13 protein-coding genes are annotated in these 16,861 nt (G+C 38.7%); 6 read left to right on the top strand and 7 right to left on the bottom strand.

Features of this window, described 5'->3' with window-relative positions; genetic code table 11:
* Nucleotides 1–25: 25 nt before the first annotated feature.
* Genes AAC073_RS00545 through AAC073_RS00535 form a run of 3 tightly spaced genes read right to left on the bottom strand, consistent with a single transcriptional unit; the run spans nucleotide 26 to nucleotide 4,418 of the window.
* A complete protein-coding gene (locus AAC073_RS00545) occupies nucleotides 26–1,318 on the bottom strand; it encodes an amidohydrolase family protein (RefSeq protein WP_339921876.1) in 1,293 nt (430 codons plus the stop codon).
* Nucleotides 1,319–1,369: 51 nt separating this feature from the next.
* A complete protein-coding gene (locus tag AAC073_RS00540; protein ID WP_339921875.1) occupies nucleotides 1,370–2,740 on the bottom strand; it encodes an amidohydrolase family protein in 1,371 nt (456 codons plus the stop codon).
* Nucleotides 2,733–4,418, bottom strand: coding sequence for an amidohydrolase family protein (locus AAC073_RS00535; RefSeq protein ID WP_339921874.1), 1,686 nt, complete (start codon nucleotides 4,416–4,418; stop codon nucleotides 2,733–2,735). The genes AAC073_RS00540 and AAC073_RS00535 overlap by 8 nt, the downstream gene beginning before the upstream one ends.
* A gap of 270 nt (nucleotides 4,419–4,688) precedes the next feature.
* Between AAC073_RS00535 and AAC073_RS00530 the strand changes: the two genes are divergently transcribed.
* The 4 genes from AAC073_RS00530 to AAC073_RS00515 all read left to right on the top strand — a co-directional run bounded on the left by AAC073_RS00530 (nucleotide 4,689) and on the right by AAC073_RS00515 (nucleotide 8,586).
* Nucleotides 4,689–5,234 (top strand): methyltransferase domain-containing protein, encoded by a 546-nt coding sequence (locus AAC073_RS00530; protein WP_339921873.1) that lies wholly within the window; start codon nucleotides 4,689–4,691, stop codon nucleotides 5,232–5,234.
* Nucleotides 5,235–5,271: 37 nt separating this feature from the next.
* Nucleotides 5,272–6,330: a PA0069 family radical SAM protein gene (locus AAC073_RS00525; RefSeq protein ID WP_339921872.1), complete on the top strand. Its 1,059-nt coding sequence runs from the start codon at nucleotides 5,272–5,274 to the stop codon at nucleotides 6,328–6,330.
* A 1-nt stretch (nucleotide 6,331) separates the two neighbouring features.
* Nucleotides 6,332–6,583, top strand: a complete 252-nt coding sequence (locus tag AAC073_RS00520; protein ID WP_339921871.1) for a hypothetical protein — start codon at nucleotides 6,332–6,334, stop codon at nucleotides 6,581–6,583.
* 332 nt (nucleotides 6,584–6,915) lie between these two features.
* Complete coding sequence (locus AAC073_RS00515) at nucleotides 6,916–8,586, top strand: hypothetical protein (RefSeq protein ID WP_339921870.1); 1,671 nt, start codon at nucleotides 6,916–6,918, stop codon at nucleotides 8,584–8,586.
* Here AAC073_RS00515 and AAC073_RS00510 read toward each other — a convergent pair.
* Together AAC073_RS00510 and AAC073_RS00505 are read right to left on the bottom strand one after the other, a co-directional pair.
* Nucleotides 8,583–9,293, bottom strand: a complete 711-nt coding sequence (locus AAC073_RS00510) for an SIMPL domain-containing protein (protein ID WP_339921869.1) — start codon at nucleotides 9,291–9,293, stop codon at nucleotides 8,583–8,585. The genes AAC073_RS00515 and AAC073_RS00510 overlap by 4 nt on opposite strands.
* A gap of 133 nt (nucleotides 9,294–9,426) precedes the next feature.
* Nucleotides 9,427–10,644 carry a DUF1343 domain-containing protein gene (locus AAC073_RS00505; protein WP_339921868.1) on the bottom strand — a complete coding sequence of 406 codons (1,218 nt, stop codon included), beginning with the start codon at nucleotides 10,642–10,644 and terminating at the stop codon, nucleotides 9,427–9,429.
* A 748-nt stretch (nucleotides 10,645–11,392) separates the two neighbouring features.
* Between AAC073_RS00505 and AAC073_RS00500 the strand changes: the two genes are divergently transcribed.
* Nucleotides 11,393–12,922, top strand: a complete 1,530-nt coding sequence (locus tag AAC073_RS00500) for a prolyl oligopeptidase family serine peptidase (protein WP_339921867.1) — start codon at nucleotides 11,393–11,395, stop codon at nucleotides 12,920–12,922.
* 7 nt (nucleotides 12,923–12,929) lie between these two features.
* Nucleotides 12,930–13,799, top strand: a complete 870-nt coding sequence (locus AAC073_RS00495; RefSeq protein ID WP_339921866.1) for a polysaccharide deacetylase family protein — start codon at nucleotides 12,930–12,932, stop codon at nucleotides 13,797–13,799.
* A gap of 413 nt (nucleotides 13,800–14,212) precedes the next feature.
* Here AAC073_RS00495 and AAC073_RS00490 read toward each other — a convergent pair whose 3' ends face one another.
* Together AAC073_RS00490 and AAC073_RS00485 are read right to left on the bottom strand one after the other, a co-directional pair.
* Nucleotides 14,213–16,087: a monovalent cation:proton antiporter-2 (CPA2) family protein gene (locus AAC073_RS00490; protein ID WP_339921865.1), complete on the bottom strand. Its 1,875-nt coding sequence runs from the start codon at nucleotides 16,085–16,087 to the stop codon at nucleotides 14,213–14,215.
* A 4-nt stretch (nucleotides 16,088–16,091) separates the two neighbouring features.
* Nucleotides 16,092–16,676, bottom strand: coding sequence for an NAD(P)H-dependent oxidoreductase (locus AAC073_RS00485; RefSeq protein WP_339921864.1), 585 nt, complete (start codon nucleotides 16,674–16,676; stop codon nucleotides 16,092–16,094).
* Nucleotides 16,677–16,861 lie beyond the last annotated feature (185 nt).

Raw genomic sequence — 16,861 nt, 5'->3', positions numbered from 1 at the left:
AAGCATAATGGAATTATAAGGAAGATCAATTAGGCTGCATTTCCCTGTCGAGGAATTCTTGGTATAGCCTAATATGCCTATTGGTCATTGGAATTCTGTAGCCATTAATAAAAACTTGCTGGATTTGAGTTTTAGGCTCAAATGGATCACCATCAGCAATGAAGAGTGTAGCTTTTTTGCCTTTTTCCAAAGAACCAATGCGGTCGCTTACCCCAAAAATCTCTGCTGGATTGATAGTAATGGCCTTTAAGGCTTCTGTAGTACCCATTCCATAGGCCGCTGCAAAACCAGCATTAAAAGGTAGGTTTCTGACATTTTCTGCTTCCATGGTTCGCAAAGCTACTTTCACACCAGCTTTTTGAAGCAATGCTGGGTTGTTGTACGGAGCATCATAATTGTCCGAATTTCTTGTTGGCAATGCAAGGACAGGGCCGGTGATTACAGGAACTCCGGCGCTTGCAATTTTCTCTGCCACCTTCCATCCTTCAGCCACTCCGGTAAATACCACTTTCACATCTTTTTCTTTGATCCATTCCAAAGCTGAAATTATGTCTTTGGCAGCATTTACTTCTATTAGTAATGGCAATTCTTTATTTAAAACCCTGGAAAGTTGTTCCATTTCTGGGTAATAATCCATTTCTCCTCCTTTTGTTTTAATTTTAAGGTAGGTAGTGGCTTTTTCCCAAAGCACATTGATTTCATCCAAGTTTTTTGTTGCTGCTTTTTCTAAATCTTCCAATGACCTGCTGTCATTGCTTCCCGACCTCGCAGCAGAAGGAAAATTCATAATTAAACCCTTAAAGCCACCAAACATCTGTGCTGGTGTATAGCCATTCAAATTGATAAGTGCAGCTGTTCCAGGGAAATAACCACCTCGGGGTTGGGTGAGGACTGTAGTGACACCACTTACTCTTGTTACGGGTATGGCAACACCATTTGGGTTTACAACAGTCAAGGCTTGCATTTGTGGTGTAAATTTGCCCAGCTCCATATAATCTTGGGTCTCAGACAATGAGTTTACTTCTACTATTCCCAAGCTTGTTCCACTGTCAATAAATCCTGGGTAGAGAGACTTCCCTGAGCAGTCGATTATTGTGTGGTTTTGATGTGGTATACTTTTTCCTATAGCTTTAATTAAACCCTCTTCAATTAGCAAATCATGGTTTTCTAAAATACCATTTGTGACGGTATGGATTTTAGCATTGGTAAGTAAGAAATTGGCTTTGTAGGGTTTTATCACTTCTCCTTCAATCTGGGCCATAAGGCCTTGACTTAATATAAAGAAACAGGACCAAATTAATAAATTTATCTTTTTCATTTGAATTCGATTATTACAAAGGAAATTGAGTTGCTTTTTCATTTTCAACTATTAATTGTGGTAGTTTTCAGTAAACAACATGTCAATGTCCTGCATGCAATCGTGGGCACCTGTGCTTAGGCGAAAAGGGTCAGGAGACCTTTTAATATTTATTTTTATCCTTTGGTCATCCTGATCAGATTCTCTATCAAAGTATTTTACGCCGTCTACCCAGGTCATTTGTGGGATGGCATAAATGGACAATGGATGCTTGTCAAATAAAACCAAATCGGCCTGTTTGCCTACTTCTATAGAACCTACGTATTTGTCAATGCCCAATTGTTTGGCAGGATTAATGGTAATCAACGCCAAAGCCTCATCATCTGTAAGTCCACCATAGCGTTGTGTTTTGGCTGCTTCATGGTAAAGGTGCCTAACGAGTTCGTCAGAGTCTGAATTGATGGAAGTCACAACACCATTTTTGGTTAAAATCGCTGCATTGAATGCCGTGGAATAATAAACTTCAAATTTATAAGCCCACCAATCAGAAAAAACAGAAGCCCCCATGGTGTACTTTGCCAACTCTGGGGCTACTTTAAATCCTTCATTCACATGGGAGAAAACGATTTTATCCACGCCATATTCTTTGCATACTTCAATTAGCATATAAATTTCATCTGCTCGGTATGAATGGCAATGGATAATGATTTTACCATCCAAAATAGCTACAAGTGTTTGCAACCTTAAATTGAATTTTGGCGGGGCAATATTGATTTCTTTTTGCTGCTTTTCTAAGTTCCAATTTTCCCAGACAGCTTTGTATTGAAGGGCTTCTTCAAATCCATTTCTGATGACTGCCTCTACCCCCATTCTGGATCGGGGTTGTAGGTTTTTCCCTATACCATGTACTCGTGTTGGATTTTCACCCAAAGCAAATTTTATGGTTCTAGGGGCTTCTTCCATTATCAGCCTATCTGGATCTTTTGTTCCGTAGCGGTGTTTCAAAGTTACATTTTGCCCTCCAATCACATTTGCGGATCCATGCATGGCATGAGAGATTGTTGTTCCTCCTGCTAAAGCCCTATAGATAGAAACGTCAAAAGGGTCAATGACATCCCTCATCTGAACTTCAGAAGTGATCGGGCTGCTTGCCTCATTGATGATTTCAAGTGCAAGGTGAGAATGAGCGTCAATGATACCAGGCATTAAATATTGGCCTGATGCATCTACTAACTTAACATTTTTAGAAGCCTTCAAGTTGGTTCCTATTTCAGTAATAATGCCTTCCTTAACCAGTACATCTGCGTTCTCCAGCGTTCCATTGGTTATGGTGATTACTTGAGCATTTTTTATCAATAAATCACCAGAATAATTTCCCTGAGCGTAAACTTGTACACTCAACCAAATTAATAAGCCAGCCAGTAATAGTCTTTTCTTATTCATGGTATTTATTTGGTTTTTCGTCTTTCGTTGCCTGAACAGTGAACTGGGAATACCCTTTAATATTCATGCTGCCTTCAAACACAGTATTGTTTTTTATTTCTCCATCAACGGTTACGTCTAAGACCCCATCGTTGGTTTCAACTACAAATGAAAATGAAAGGGATTTATCGGTAAGTTCTAAAGTTTTCATTTTAGTCTTTTTGGTTCCCGTCCCTTTTGGGCTGTCATAAGAGACAATGCCTTCCCATTGGTCGTCTTTCTTAATGAATTCCCAGGTGCCTTTTGATTGACCCACGGGCGTTTCAGTTGAATATTTCCAAACCTGATTACCAGTTTTCTCCGAGTTGGTATTGTCTTGGTAATCGAAAAGGTAGCCATCACTGATAACCATAGCTACTTTTCCATTCTTAGTAAAAAGGCTGTCCGTCAAAAGGACCATGTTGGCCATTTTTCCAGGAGCAATACTGCCACTGATGTTTTCTATTCCTAGCATTTTTGCTGGGTTCAGGGTCAATGCTGCCAGTGCAGCATCCTTTGATAGGCCATTGTCTATCATCAGGCTTAGATTGCTATAAAAATCCTTTTTCTCTAAACCCAAGCTTGTAAAAGCAAAAGGGATTCCGGCTTTTTCGTATTTGGAAGCTAAACTTAAAGGTTCAAGATATGCTTTACGCGCCCTTTCCATTCGTGCATCGTAATCTTTACCTTGCACCTCACTATCTAGGGAATCAGAAAATTTATCATCAGGAAGTGCCAGGTTAAGTATAACTCCGACTTTTTTTGATTGCAGTACTGGTATAAGTTCATCCCCTTCATCTACACCAAGTAAAACAAGTTTAAAGTTGTTTTCTTCTTGCATTTTTAGCGCTCTTCGCGTATCGAGTTCACTTTTGGAAGCCACGAGGAGAGGAGTCTGATTTTGAGTTACAGGCACTAGGGCATTCAATACAGGATCAAATTCTGCCCGCCCAATTTCTGTATTTTTAGCATAGATAGCCCTATGTTCTTGATAAAGTAAGGTGTTTTGGAAAAGGTCTCTCCACTTGGCCATTACGGCTAACTTTGTATGGGGATAAACCCCTCGCACTGTATTGAATTGAAAAATCTGCGATGGATAGTCGGTGAGTAGGTTGTTATTGCCTTCATTTCCTAAGACAACTAGTGTTGTTGAACCGGATAGCATACCTTTCCCTTCAGGGATTTTTTGTACAATGGTAAAACCAAGGCCGCGCCAACCCTTTTCAATATTCTCACTGAATTGATAATGCTTGGCAGCAGAAAAGTGGGGATGGATTCCAGCCAATTCAGGAATTGGGTTTGAAGTGTCAAAATTATCTGGCCTTTCTGGCAAAGTAGGAATCTCAATACCTGAATTGTTGCCTAAGTCGATAAATCCTGGGTAAACGAATAAAGATTCCCCCTTGATTTCTTTGGCATCATTAGGAATAGTTAGGTTTTTGCCGATTTTACTAATTGTACCATTCTTAAAAATAATATCATAATTGCTATGTATTATTCCTGGTTCCGGAATGACCGTGGCATTCGAAATATAATAACTTGAGGTTATCCTTCTGTTTCTGTTATTGTCACTTTGTGCGTGGGCCTGGCCTAAAATTAAAAGCGTACAAATGAGATAAATTGAATAACAGGTTAAAATGAGTTGTTTTTTCGACTTCATTTTTGATGTTTTGTGCTAAACTAAAAGCTAAAAATAAGGTTTAATACTCAATATTAGAATAGATATTTATTAAATGTTGGTATTTGTCCTGAGAATTCAATGCACCTTGTTAACTTTGTTTAGCCAAAATGAATTTCTCTTTTTTTGAAAAAAAATGAATTTTATGAAGTTGATTTTAGTAACTTTGAAATTTGTGATCGTAATTAATTATTTATAAAATTCAATTGCAGAAGGTTTTAAAGCTTAACCTTGGTTTAATTTAACTAACTAATGAATAAAAGTTCACTCTTTAAAGAGTTGTTTGTCAATATTAAAACTACTGGAGCGGTAACATTTAGTTCAAAGTCTCTGGTAAATAAAATGCTGTCTTTTGCCGAGTTTAAAGGTGCAAAAGTCATCGTTGAGCTTGGGGGTGGCGATGGTAGCATTACCAAAGGAATTATCGAGCGAATGGATAAAGATGCAGTGCTTTATGTATTTGAGATTAGTGAGCATTTTTGCGACAATCTTAGAAAAAAATATGGTTCTGACAACGTTGTTATCATTTGCGACTCTGCAGAAAACATGGACAAGCACCTCGAAGGAAACCCCGTAGATTTATTTCTTTCCTCTCTTCCTTTTAGTCTTATTGCGAAAGAGGCCAGAACTGCCATTTACGAGAAAAGTAGCCTGATGCTTAAACCTACTGGGTTTTTCATTCAGATTTGTTATTCCTACTTGTTACGTTTTCAGTTTGCTACTCATTTCAGTACAATCAAAACCGCTTTTACCCTCAAGAATTTCCCTCCTGCTTTCATCATGGTATGTAATACCTGATAAGGTTTTTTGCTGCTAATGTTATACCTTGCTCCTTATGGAAGGTGCGGATTTTAAGGGTAGAGGTACGGGACATCAGCCAGGTAATTCGTTTGAAAAAACCAAGCTAGTACAAGAGCATATTGAAGGAATTGATCTTCCTGAATATGAAGAAAATCCGCGCACCAAATTTATTAATATTAGCACAAAATCAGCACTCACTGTCAATGACAGTCCTGATTTGCCCCTAAATTACTCTGTTAATCCTTATCAAGGATGCGAACATGGCTGTATCTATTGCTATGCAAGAAATTCTCATCAATACTGGGGCTATGATGCAGGCTTAGGTTTTGAAACCAAGATTTTGGTGAAAACAGATGTGGTAGTTCAGCTGAAAAGACAATTTGAAAAAAAGAACTATCAGCCCCAAGCCATCATGCTTTCTGGCAATACAGATTGCTATCAGCCTGCAGAAAGCAAGTATAAACTCACGCAAAAGATACTTAAGACATGTCTTGAATATAGGCATCCCGTTAGTATTATCACCAAAAATAGCCTAATAGAGCGAGATATTGACCTTTTAAAAAAGCTAGCAGAAAAAAAGCTGGTTCATGTTTATTTTTCTATCAATCACCTGGATAATAAATTGAAATTTTTACTAGAGCCTAGAACGGCTGTAGCACAAAAGAAAATTGAATTAATTAGCAAATTTTCTAAGGCGGGAATACCTACTGGCATCATGGTTGCTCCAATCATTCCTGGAATTAATACTGAGGCAATTACACAGATTATCAAACAAGCTGCCGAAGCAGGTGCAAGGCAAGTAGGTTACACGGTGGTAAGGCTAAATGGTCAGGTTAAAGAACTGTTTTTAAATTGGTTGGAGGAGCATTTCCCTGATAGAAAAGACAAAGTAATGCATCAAATTGAAGCGCTACATGGAGGGCAATCAAATGATACAGATTGGGGTAGAAGGCTTAAGGGGGAGGGTGCTTTGGCGAAAACCATTTCCGATATTGTGCAGCTTTCTGTTCGAAAATACCTCCCTAAAGGCTCAAAAATGCCTGCTTATGACTTTAGTCAATTTAAAGGCGATGGACAACTTAAACTTTTTTAATATGAATTATTTAGACAAAGGCATCCTAGTATTGGCAACAATGGAAATGGCAAAGCGAAAAAAAGAAACAGCTTTTTGCCCTACAGAAGTTGTGAAATGGATTTATCCCAATGATTGGGAAAATTTCCTCGAAGATGAAAATGAGGCAGTAACCTGGTTGTCTGAAAACGGCTTTATTACTTTAGAAAACGAAAAAGGGACCATAAGTAAATTGACTGCTGAAAGAGCCAACAAAATCAAGCTGTATCAATAGACCAGTGGTTAATCTGAAATTCCAATAATAGCGAAGGGTATAGACTCAAGCAATTTGATTTTTAAAAAATCAATACCTTTTGATTTAATTCAAATAGTGGGCAGTAATTTATTAAACCCTTAAAGCAAGATATTTGTCAAGGAGCAAGTTGTATTTTTGTTAAATCGACTTTTATTTTTCTCTAAACAGAATAAAATTTTGTAGCTTTACCTAATTTTTAAAAGTCAGATTAAACAATAGGGTTTGTAGTGCCTGCCTTGAATTTTTTTCAGGGAGTGATTACTTCAAGTGATAGACATCCTATTGTCTATTTTGGGTTAAAACGCAATATTATGAAAAGGACTAAAGCACAGGAATCGAGGGCAGCCATTGAACGCTTGTATATTACCATGCGGCACCTGTTTATGAGGGGAAATTATAAACCAACGGGGGTATCTGGCGAATCCTTGGTGGAAGCATTGCTTACCCTTAGTCCTGAAATCTACGGTTTGGTGAATGATTCCGAAAAACTTGAGTTGGAAGGGCTTCTCTATGTCATGGAGCGACTTCCGCAAGGCATAGAGGAATGCAGGTACATTCGCCTGATCAGTAGAGAAGGCTATGAGAACTCTGGCTTTACAGCCCTAATTCCCTCTAAAAGAAAACGAAACTGTTACCGGGTAGATGAGGAGCAGATGTATGTGGAAATGACACGTGGCAAGAGTGATATATATGATATTCTTACTCACCTAACTTTTTTATACATAGAGTCTGAAAAAATCCGCAAGAACAGTACAGACCCTAAGGGAAGGATCAATCTCAACTGGAGAAAGTTGAAAGAGGTCGTCGAAAAGGAGGTCAAAGGTGAAGAATTCAATAAAGAGGCAGCATGTTCTTACCTCAGTCACTTGACAGGAAGGACTTTTGAGGAGACAAAGAATGCAGTTCAAAAGTTTGAAAATTCTCAAAATAGCAATAGTCTTTTCTCTATAATTTACCAAATGGGAAGGCTGTCTATGGAAGAAATGTTGGATGAGCGAGACCGTGAGATTTCTTTCTCGGCAACATTAAGGGAGAGGGTAGGACACCATGTTTACGGCGAATCCTGGGCCAATACCATCAAAACTGTCTTGGATGAGCAGGATTTGTTGCACAGACCCATACACGTAATTAGTGCCAATCTTCATAGTGTGATGAATACTGTATATGGTTACCAAGCCTTAGGTTTGGATGATTATGAAACCATAGAGGAAATGGCCATGAAAATAAGTGTTAATGGAAAAGGCAGTAAAGAAAAGGAAATACTCGCCTATGCCATGAAACATGGATTGACCCAATTGCCTGACTCCTCAGGAACCAATATCGGCGTGCAAATTATTGATACGGACAAAATGATTTCAGACTTTTTGATTCCAGGTGTAAAACTGCCTGAAGGCAAAAAGAAGAGGCCAGTTTTGGTAGTAATGGATTATGCTTTTGGGGAGCAGGCTTATGAATGTTTTGATGAATTGTTAAAACCTTACGAAATAGGGGAAAAGAAAATACCATTAAATATTATTAGTACTTCCATTATGGGAAAAGCTGGTATTTTGGAGGGGAAGAAAGGCGACATTATGATTCCTAACGCCCATATATTTGAAGGTACAGCAGACAATTATCCCTTTAAGAATGAGTTGAATCCCAAGGATTTCGAAGGATATGGTCTTGGTGTATATGATGGGCCAATGATTACTGTTTTAGGAACTTCTCTTCAAAACAAGGAGGTATTGGGTTATTTCATGAAATCTTCATGGAACGCTGCAGGCCTGGAAATGGAAGGTGCCCACTACCAGAAAGCCATTCAATCTGCTAGTAAAATAAGAAATAGCATCCGAAAGAATGTGAAAGTAATGTATGCTTACTACGCATCAGACAATCCTTTGGAAACTGGTGGCACATTGGCTTCAGGAGCATTGGGCATGGATGGTGTCAGACCAGCTTATTTGATTACGTATAAGATTCTGGAGAAAATAGGGGAAGCCTAGTCTTCCAATTGAAAGTCAATGGTGGTGACCACCCTAATGGTTTTTATTTGGGGTGTATTTTCATCCCTGTCATTGATGGTAAACAATCCTTGCCTTGCGGTTCTGATTTCGCCGACTTCAGAATCAGAGTCTCGGGCAAATTTTTCAGCCACTTCTCGAGCATTTTTTGTAGCTTCTTCAATCATGGATGGTTTTAGCTCGTTCAGACCGGTAAAGATATATTCAATGGGTCTCCAGGTATTTTTCGATTCTAGTAAGATGCCTTTTGACATGAGCTCGAGTGATTCAGAAAGTGCTTTTTGAAGTTTGCCTAGATCGTCGGTTCTTACCGTGAATTCTGACTTGGCCAAATAACGAAATTCACTGTACTGTGCATTCGAATTGTAGCGGTCCGCTCTTACATCGCTAATATTGGTGCTACCTTTGGTCAGTTCATCTTCCGTGAAACCTTGGGAAATAAAGAAATTGTAAACTTCCTTGTTTTGCTTTTCGATATCTAAGCTGAGCGAATTCAGCTCATTTGCCATTAAAGAAATATTGATGGGCCATACGGCTAAATCTGCATCTACTTCCCTTTCAGATAATCCTTTTACTTGAACTGTTCGGTCATACTGCTTGCCAATTTTATGCATGTTCCCAATAAAAAAGCCTGCAATGATAACAGCAGCACTAATAACCAAAGTTTTTAACCAATCAAATTTCATCATCTTTACTTTTTAAACAGGTACAGGTAAATTCAAAAATTGCTAGACTTTTACCAGCAGGGTCATTGAGACTAATCCACCTTCAATTTCAGTGCCATCTTGGTGCAATTCACAATTGATATGGCCACAATTTTATTTAAAGGTAAAGCGCGTATTTTTTTCGCATCAGTTTATAGTTAGACAAGCCTGGTTCCCAGCTTTTACGGATTTCACTTTCAGGTACACCCTCAATGATTTGCTGCCGAAATAATCCTGAACCTATCTGAATTTCGATATTGTTCATTTCTTTGCTGAGACTTCCGTCAAAAAACTTCTCTTTCTCAGGGCTCTTTTTATAAAGCTCTATGATCCATTTTAAATTTATCTGCCCAGTTTCTCTCAATAGGTCAGTATCGTAATCACGCAAGTCAAGGCCAAAACAAACCTGATCCATGAATAAAGGACTTTGGGACATTCCTTTTATGCTTTTTGGAATAAAAGAGAAACTGTATATGCCCTTATAGGTAGGACTGCCAAAAACAGTGAAAGGATAGTTAGTGCCTCTACCGTGATTGATATAAGTGCCCTCAAACATGCAGGTAGACGGGTATAAAAGTACTGCCTGTTGGGTATTGAGGTTGGGAGAGGGGGAGACAGGTAGAGTGTAGGGCATGTCGTGGGTGTAATTGGCAACTGGGATAATTTTCAATTTACATTTCACCTTGTCTTTTAGCCATCCTTCACCGTTGGCCATCAAAGCAAATTCAGCCACCGTTAATCCATGTGACATAGGAATAGGGAATTGCCCTATGCCTGATTTATATTTCATATCCAAAACAGGACCATCAATCAAATAGCCATTGGGATTTGGCCTATCAAGAATAAGCAATTCCAGGTTGTTTTCGTAGCATGCTTCCATTAGGCGCACCAATGCATTGATATTGGTGTAGAAACGGCAACCAACATCTTGCAAGTCATAGATCAATAGATCTACATTTGCCAAATCCTCCTTGGATGGTTTTCTTTTAGCGCCATAAAGTGAAACAATTGGAATGCCTGTTTTACTGTCAATTTCGTCTTTAACATGGACGCCTGCCCCCACATTGCCACGAAAGCCATGTTCCGGACCAAAGACCTTAACTATATCCACCCCCAAAGATTGCAAGCTATCAACCAGGTGTTTTTTACCTATAATGCTGGTGGGGTTAGCCATGATAGCAATTTTTTTATCTTTTAGATAGGGGAGGTACTTTTCAGTTTGGTCAGCACCGGTGATGATGGGATTGCCTTTGCCTGGATTTTGAGCTTGGGCTACCAATAATGGCGTAGAAAGCAAGTAAATAAAGAAGGAAAGATGTCTTATGTAGGATGTCATAATTAGAATATTTGCTTGAATATAGTAAGGAAATAATCAAACCTCAATAGCTATAAACAAAGGTCTATATCTATTCCCGCTAGCTTCCGGCGGCTGAGCTTGTCGAAGGCAGCGGAGGAGAATTCAGAAAAATAGTTTTATTTATATTGCTCCATTCATTCAACCAGAAGAATAAAATTTTTAAAAAAGTTGTGAAGTTCTGTGGTTTTCCCGACTGTTTAGTGGTTAGTTTATTTATTTTGAAATTTCTTTTTCTAGCGAAATTTTCAGAATGCACTAGGTGAACCCTATCCATATTAGAATGAGCCTTTAATTCTGGATTAAATCGTTCATTCTTATAATTTATAAGAATGATAGGCTGAAAAGGCTGATTTAATTAGCTAAAATAGCGAGATACTGAAGTGAAATGTGAATCCTATTTGCCCCAGCATCTATGGTTCTACCAAAGCCTTACCATTTTCACCTTTCCAATTGAGAGGAGCTGATAGTTCAGATTTCATCTGGAAAAACACTTAAAATTTAATTTTTATTTAAAGTCTGCAATCCTCTCAGCGGTGGCTAAGCGGAGCCAAAGTCAGCTATTTTGAACTGCTTAATTTAAAATTTTTAGGCGACTGATGAGTGGGATAGGAAGCCATAGTTGCAATCCAAGCCAAGATGAGATATATTGATCTGATATTGAACCTCAATTTTTTATTGACATGAATGCAAATTAAAAGTTTTGGAAGGGAATACTAAAACACCTATCATGCGAATGCTATATTTATTCATCTTGCTACTTTTCCAGGCATATGGGAGTTTTGGACAAACTTCATTGAAAGAAATTAACTTAGACTACGGGAAATACAAGGTGGGATTCCTACACTACATCAGGTCTGATAGCACAAGGAACTACAGTAGGATTTTTGATTACAGCAATGAAAAAATTGCAAGACCAATTAGTGTAAGTATATGGTATCCATCTGAACAACTTACAGGAGATGAAAGCCCAATGAAGGTTTTGGATTATTTTCAAGTTTTGAAAGAAGAAGAGGAATGGGAATACCTGCCAGACGAGCAGCTGTTAAATTGGTTTTACTACTCCAATACCTCCGCAAATCAAAATCACCTCAAGGAACAAACAAAAGCTTACCCAGAAATCGAATTTGCAGATGGTGAATTTCCCGTCATCGTTTATGCACCGAGTTATCAGGCCTCATCAATAGAGAATTTTGCACTATGTGAATATTTAGCTAGTCAGGGGTACTTTGTGATTTCAAGCTCCAGTCGTGGTACTGATACACGTTGGTTTAGCGATAACAATGCAAAGGAAATGGAAACTCAGGCCAGGGATGTGGCATTTTTGATAAAAGAAGTCGGTAATTTCTCAATAGCCAATTACCATAAAATAGCAATTATGGGTTTTAGTTTTGGAGGTTTATCAAATGCAATTGCCCAAAATAGAAATGAAAAAGTAAAAGCCATTGTCAGTCTTGACGGTACAGAAAGGTACCAGTACGCCCTATTAAAAGAATCTCCTTTTTTCGATATTGAAAAAATGAATGTTCCCTACCTCCATATGGCACAGAAAGATATTCCCGAAAAAGTACTAAAGGAAGACAATATAAAGGCTGAACTTAACACGAAATTTGAGTTCTATGACAATATCACCAAAGGAAAAGGTTACCGATTTAAATTCAATAATTTAACCCATTCTTATTTCAGCACCTTGGGAATGCTATTCGCCGAAAGGGATATAAGACAAGATAAAAGTGATTCGGAAATAATGGAATCCTACAAATGGACGGCCGCTTATACTTTAAATTTCCTAAACGCCTATTTGAAAAATGAGGATTTGGCATTAAGATTTCTTGAAAACAACCCAACTGATAATGGTGTAAGAAATGGCTTGATCACCTATAGTACCAATAGGCCACAAAGTCCCGAATTCACTTTTATGGATTTTAATGATTTAGCATCAGGTCAGCAATATCAAAATCTTTCCCAATTATACGATTCTACGGTAAAGGAACATCCTTCATTTAAAATTCCCGAAGGCAGTTTAAACACACTTGGGCTACAGCTAGTTTTCAACCCTGATACGGCTGAACAAGGGATTAATATTTTTTTATTTGCCGTAGCACTTTACCCAAATTCCGCTAATCTCTTTGATAGTCTGGCAGAAGGGTACTTGTTTAATGGCATTGAAGAGAAGGCAATTGAAAACTTTAAAAAATCCTTAGATTTGAATTCCCAAAATCAAAATGCAATCGATCGGTTGAAACAATTAAAAGATTAGAATAAAAATGAATTCAGTACAAAAATTAGGTTTCCCAACAGATACCAAGTTATTGATCATTCACGCAGATGATGCGGGACTTTCACATTCTGAAAATAGGGCTACGATCCAAGCGCTGGAGAAGGGAATTGTAAATTCTTACAGTATCATGGCTCCCTGCCCATGGTTTTATGAAATGGCGGTATTTGCAAAAAACAACCCTCAATTTGACAATGGGGTACACTTGACATTGACCTGCGAATGGGAAAACTATAGATTTGGACCAGTATTACCCGTAGCAGAAGTGCCGAGTTTGGTTGATGAAAATGGACATTTTTATAAGAAAAGAGAGCTGCTCAGAAAACACGGTAAGGCTGAACACGTAAAAATGGAGCTTCAAGCACAAATCGAAAAGGCCCTTAAATTTGGCTTAAAGCCAACACATATTGATTCTCATATGTATAGCGTTGGGGCGAGACCTGATTTTTTTGACGTTTACCGAAGTTTAGGAGAAATGTACAAGCTTCCTGTTGTAATAAATGAAAAATTGTTTGAAATGGTTGGACTAAACCCTGAAGAGTTAATTCAAAAAGAAGATTTTTTAATTAATAGGGTGCATATGGGAGATTTTAAAGACTTCGAAAAAGGGGAACTCGCGGAATATTACGATTCTATTTTCGAGGAAATAACGCACGGATTGAACCTGATTTTAATTCATCCAGCCTTTGATGACAATGAAATGAAAGGAATTACAATCAACCATCCTAATTTTGGTTCTGAATGGCGGCAAATCGATTTTGATTTTTTCACAAATGAAGAAACAAGGTTAAAGCTCAAGGAGAAGAACATAGAATTGGTCACCTGGGACGAGATCCGAAAGAAACTGTACAACAATTAATCCGTTCAACTCATATAAAGAGTCCATTTCAAACTCACTATACCGGCGGCTGAGCTTCTCGAAGCCAGAGGAGTGAAAATGGGATATTCAAAACATTAACCATAGGCAAAGGTATAATCAAAAAAAACCTTTTGTTCTCTAATTTTTGGCTAAAGCCAGGTAATATGATATTCTAAATAAATGGGCTAAAGCCCATTCCTATTGAATTTATTTCTTTGAAGTATTGGTTTGGGCTAATTTCTGGGTGAAAGTTATAGAATACTTTTTTCAATAGCCCCTAACTTTAGCTGGTGGATATAAGCATTTACTCAACTATGTGAAAGTTGAAAACTTTCGATATTATAGGTCCAAGTTACGCTTCGCTAAACTTGGACCAGTTCATACCCGTTCCGGTGACTGAGCTTGTAGAAGCCCTACTTATCCTTTTCCTCTCCCTCCTTAATTGTTTCTGAGTCCCAGGCATGGTCGTTGAGGCTGAAGCGCTTGTTTAGCTCAAAGGAGAGCAGGTTTTCCTGTATCTCTATGGATTTTTTGACGGTGGAGATAAATGCCTTTTTGTCGTTTTTCACCTTGGCCAATTCCACCATTGAGTCTTCATCGTATTTAATGAAATCCTGCGCCAGGCGATGTACGGTATGGGCCCTGTATCCCATTTTAACCAACACATCTTTCCCCATTCTTACCGCACTTTCTAAATTCTGCATGTAAATATGCGGCACTTCCAAATCGAGTAATTCCAGTGCTTCCCTTTTGTCTTTTGACCGTACCATTAATTCCAGGTGAGGGAAGTGCTTCTTGACCAGGGTGACCAGGCGATAATTTGTTTCTGGATTTCTTATCGCAGAAATAAGTATTGTGGCCTCTCTGGCACCAGCCATTTCTAACAAATCTGTCCTGGTGACATCTCCATAAAATACTTCAAACCCCATTTTTCGAAGGAGATTGACGCGGTCTGAGTCGCTGTCTAAGATTGTCGGTTTGATGCCATTTGCCCTTAAAAACCTGCCAACAGTACTTCCATAATGTGAAAATCCTGCCAGAATTACTTTGTTGGATTCATCCATTTCATCTTGGGGCTTCTCTTCTTTCTCTTTGGTGCCAATATAAGGCAATAGGAGTCTCTCATTTAATAGCAATAGCAAAGGGGTAAATGTCATGCTTATGGCGGTCACAGCCATAAGGATTTCAGTCGTCTTTGCATTTATTATGTTTAGCTCGGTAGCAAAGGAGAAGGTTACAAAGGCAAACTCACCCACTTGACTTAGCCCTAAGGCAAAAATCAGCGTTTGATCGATACTGATTTTATTCATTTTACCTATACCTAATAGTATAAGGCTTTTTATAAGTAAGATGGAAAGGGTAGCAGCAAAGACCATCAATGCATTCTCTCCAATCAATCCAAAATTAATGGAGGCACCTACAGCGATGAAAAATAGACCCAGCAGTAACCCTTTAAAAGGCTCAAGATCACTTTCAAGCTCATGTTTGAATTGAGAATTGGCCAATATTACGCCACCTAAGAAGGTACCTAAAGCAGGGCTCAAGCCCACCATCTCCATTAAAAAGGCAATTCCCAATACAATTAATAAGGCTCCAGCTACAAAGAGCTCTCTTAATCTGGTCTTGGCGACCAATTTTAACATGGGAATTATAGCATACCTACCCGAAACGACCACCAAGATCACGGCCCCAAATACCAATAGTGTCTGAAGCCACCCAGAAAACTGAGCGATAGGGCTCATGTGATCGACATCCACATCAGAGGTTGCAGCGAGAGCGATCAATGGCAATACCGCCAAAATAGGAATGACGGCAATGTCTTGCATAAGCAGCACAGCAAATGAATTTCGACCAGCAGCAGAGTTCATCTGGTCCTTTTCTTTAAGGGACTGTAGCGTGATGGCGGTAGAAGAAAGGGCGAGTGAAGTACTTATGGTAAGGGCCTGTCGCCAACCTAATCCCATAAAGTAGAGAATACCAAAAAAGACCAGGGTGGTAACCAATACTTGTGAAAGGCCAACCCTTGTGATCATCTGACGCATTTTCCAAAGTTTGGATGGCTCCAATTCCAATCCAATCAAGAAAAGCATCATGACCACACCAAATTCTGCGAAATGCATAATGTCTTCACCCTCTTCACCAATAAATCCGAAGACGTAAGGCCCAATGATAATGCCGGCCAATAAATAGCCCAATACAGAGCCCATTCCGATTTTCTTTGCCAGAGGTACACAGACAACAGCTGCTGAAAGGTAGATGATTGCTTGAAATAAAAATCCATTTTCCATAAGGCTATTGCTTGAAATCGTTTAAAAAAGAAAGACTTTCTAAATCACTAATATTGGAACTGTCTCTCAAGTGAAGTATAAGCGCTTTGAATTTATTTATCTCATGGTGCAATTGCTCTTGGGTGATGTTATGTGTGCCAGCAATTTGAAAAGGAGGCAGGTATACCATATTACATAGCTTAGCAGTCTGTTTGTAAGGCAGGAGAAATTCCTTTAAAGGATAACCATGATGTCCTGTTGCGCTGTAGGCTTCTGGGGAACCTCCCGTACTGATGGCATTGAAGAGGTATTTGCCTTTGAGATAGGTCCCTTTGTGCCCATAGGCCCAGTTGTATTCCAAAACCAAGTCTATCCATTGTTGCAACAGCGGAGGCCCCGTATACCAATACAAGGGATGCAACCAAACAACGATGTCAGCACCGAAAAGCAGCTCTTGTTCATGTTGCACATCAATATTAAAATCTGGATAACGTTCGTACAGATCAGTGATCTGAACATTTTCCAGATCATCGATGGAGGCCGTTAACCCAGAAATCACCTTTGAATGCTCCAACTTGGGGTGGGCCATAAGGACCAGTATATTTTTCATTTCAATTTGTATAAGCTTGGCAAATAACCAGTTTTTTGGCTATTTAATAAAGTGTATTTGGCTAAGTTTTCCTAATCAATGGCCTGATTTTATTCTGGGTTTCTGACAATTGGCATTTGGGTAGGTACTATTTAAAAGTAGTCCGTCAATAGTTACATCAGCTTATAGTGCCCAATGGTTACGGT

Origin of the sequence: uncultured Cyclobacterium sp., assembly GCF_963977555.1 — a bacterium.
In the GTDB taxonomy this organism is placed as follows: domain Bacteria; phylum Bacteroidota; class Bacteroidia; order Cytophagales; family Cyclobacteriaceae; genus Cyclobacterium.
Note: the sequence above shows the minus strand (reverse complement) of the source record. Positions and strands in the feature narration are given on the sequence as shown.

Coding starts and splice junctions, on each gene's coding strand:
- AAC073_RS00545 (WP_339921876.1), bottom strand. CDS start 1,318: ATGAAAAAGATAAATTTATTAATTTGGTCCTGTTTCTTTATATTAAGT.
- AAC073_RS00540 (WP_339921875.1), bottom strand. CDS start 2,740: ATGAATAAGAAAAGACTATTACTGGCTGGCTTATTAATTTGGTTGAGT.
- AAC073_RS00535 (WP_339921874.1), bottom strand. CDS start 4,418: ATGAAGTCGAAAAAACAACTCATTTTAACCTGTTATTCAATTTATCTC.
- AAC073_RS00530 (WP_339921873.1), top strand. CDS start 4,689: ATGAATAAAAGTTCACTCTTTAAAGAGTTGTTTGTCAATATTAAAACT.
- AAC073_RS00525 (WP_339921872.1), top strand. CDS start 5,272: ATGGAAGGTGCGGATTTTAAGGGTAGAGGTACGGGACATCAGCCAGGT.
- AAC073_RS00520 (WP_339921871.1), top strand. CDS start 6,332: ATGAATTATTTAGACAAAGGCATCCTAGTATTGGCAACAATGGAAATG.
- AAC073_RS00515 (WP_339921870.1), top strand. CDS start 6,916: ATGAAAAGGACTAAAGCACAGGAATCGAGGGCAGCCATTGAACGCTTG.
- AAC073_RS00510 (WP_339921869.1), bottom strand. CDS start 9,293: ATGATGAAATTTGATTGGTTAAAAACTTTGGTTATTAGTGCTGCTGTT.
- AAC073_RS00505 (WP_339921868.1), bottom strand. CDS start 10,644: ATGACATCCTACATAAGACATCTTTCCTTCTTTATTTACTTGCTTTCT.
- AAC073_RS00500 (WP_339921867.1), top strand. CDS start 11,393: ATGCGAATGCTATATTTATTCATCTTGCTACTTTTCCAGGCATATGGG.
- AAC073_RS00495 (WP_339921866.1), top strand. CDS start 12,930: ATGAATTCAGTACAAAAATTAGGTTTCCCAACAGATACCAAGTTATTG.
- AAC073_RS00490 (WP_339921865.1), bottom strand. CDS start 16,087: ATGGAAAATGGATTTTTATTTCAAGCAATCATCTACCTTTCAGCAGCT.
- AAC073_RS00485 (WP_339921864.1), bottom strand. CDS start 16,676: ATGAAAAATATACTGGTCCTTATGGCCCACCCCAAGTTGGAGCATTCA.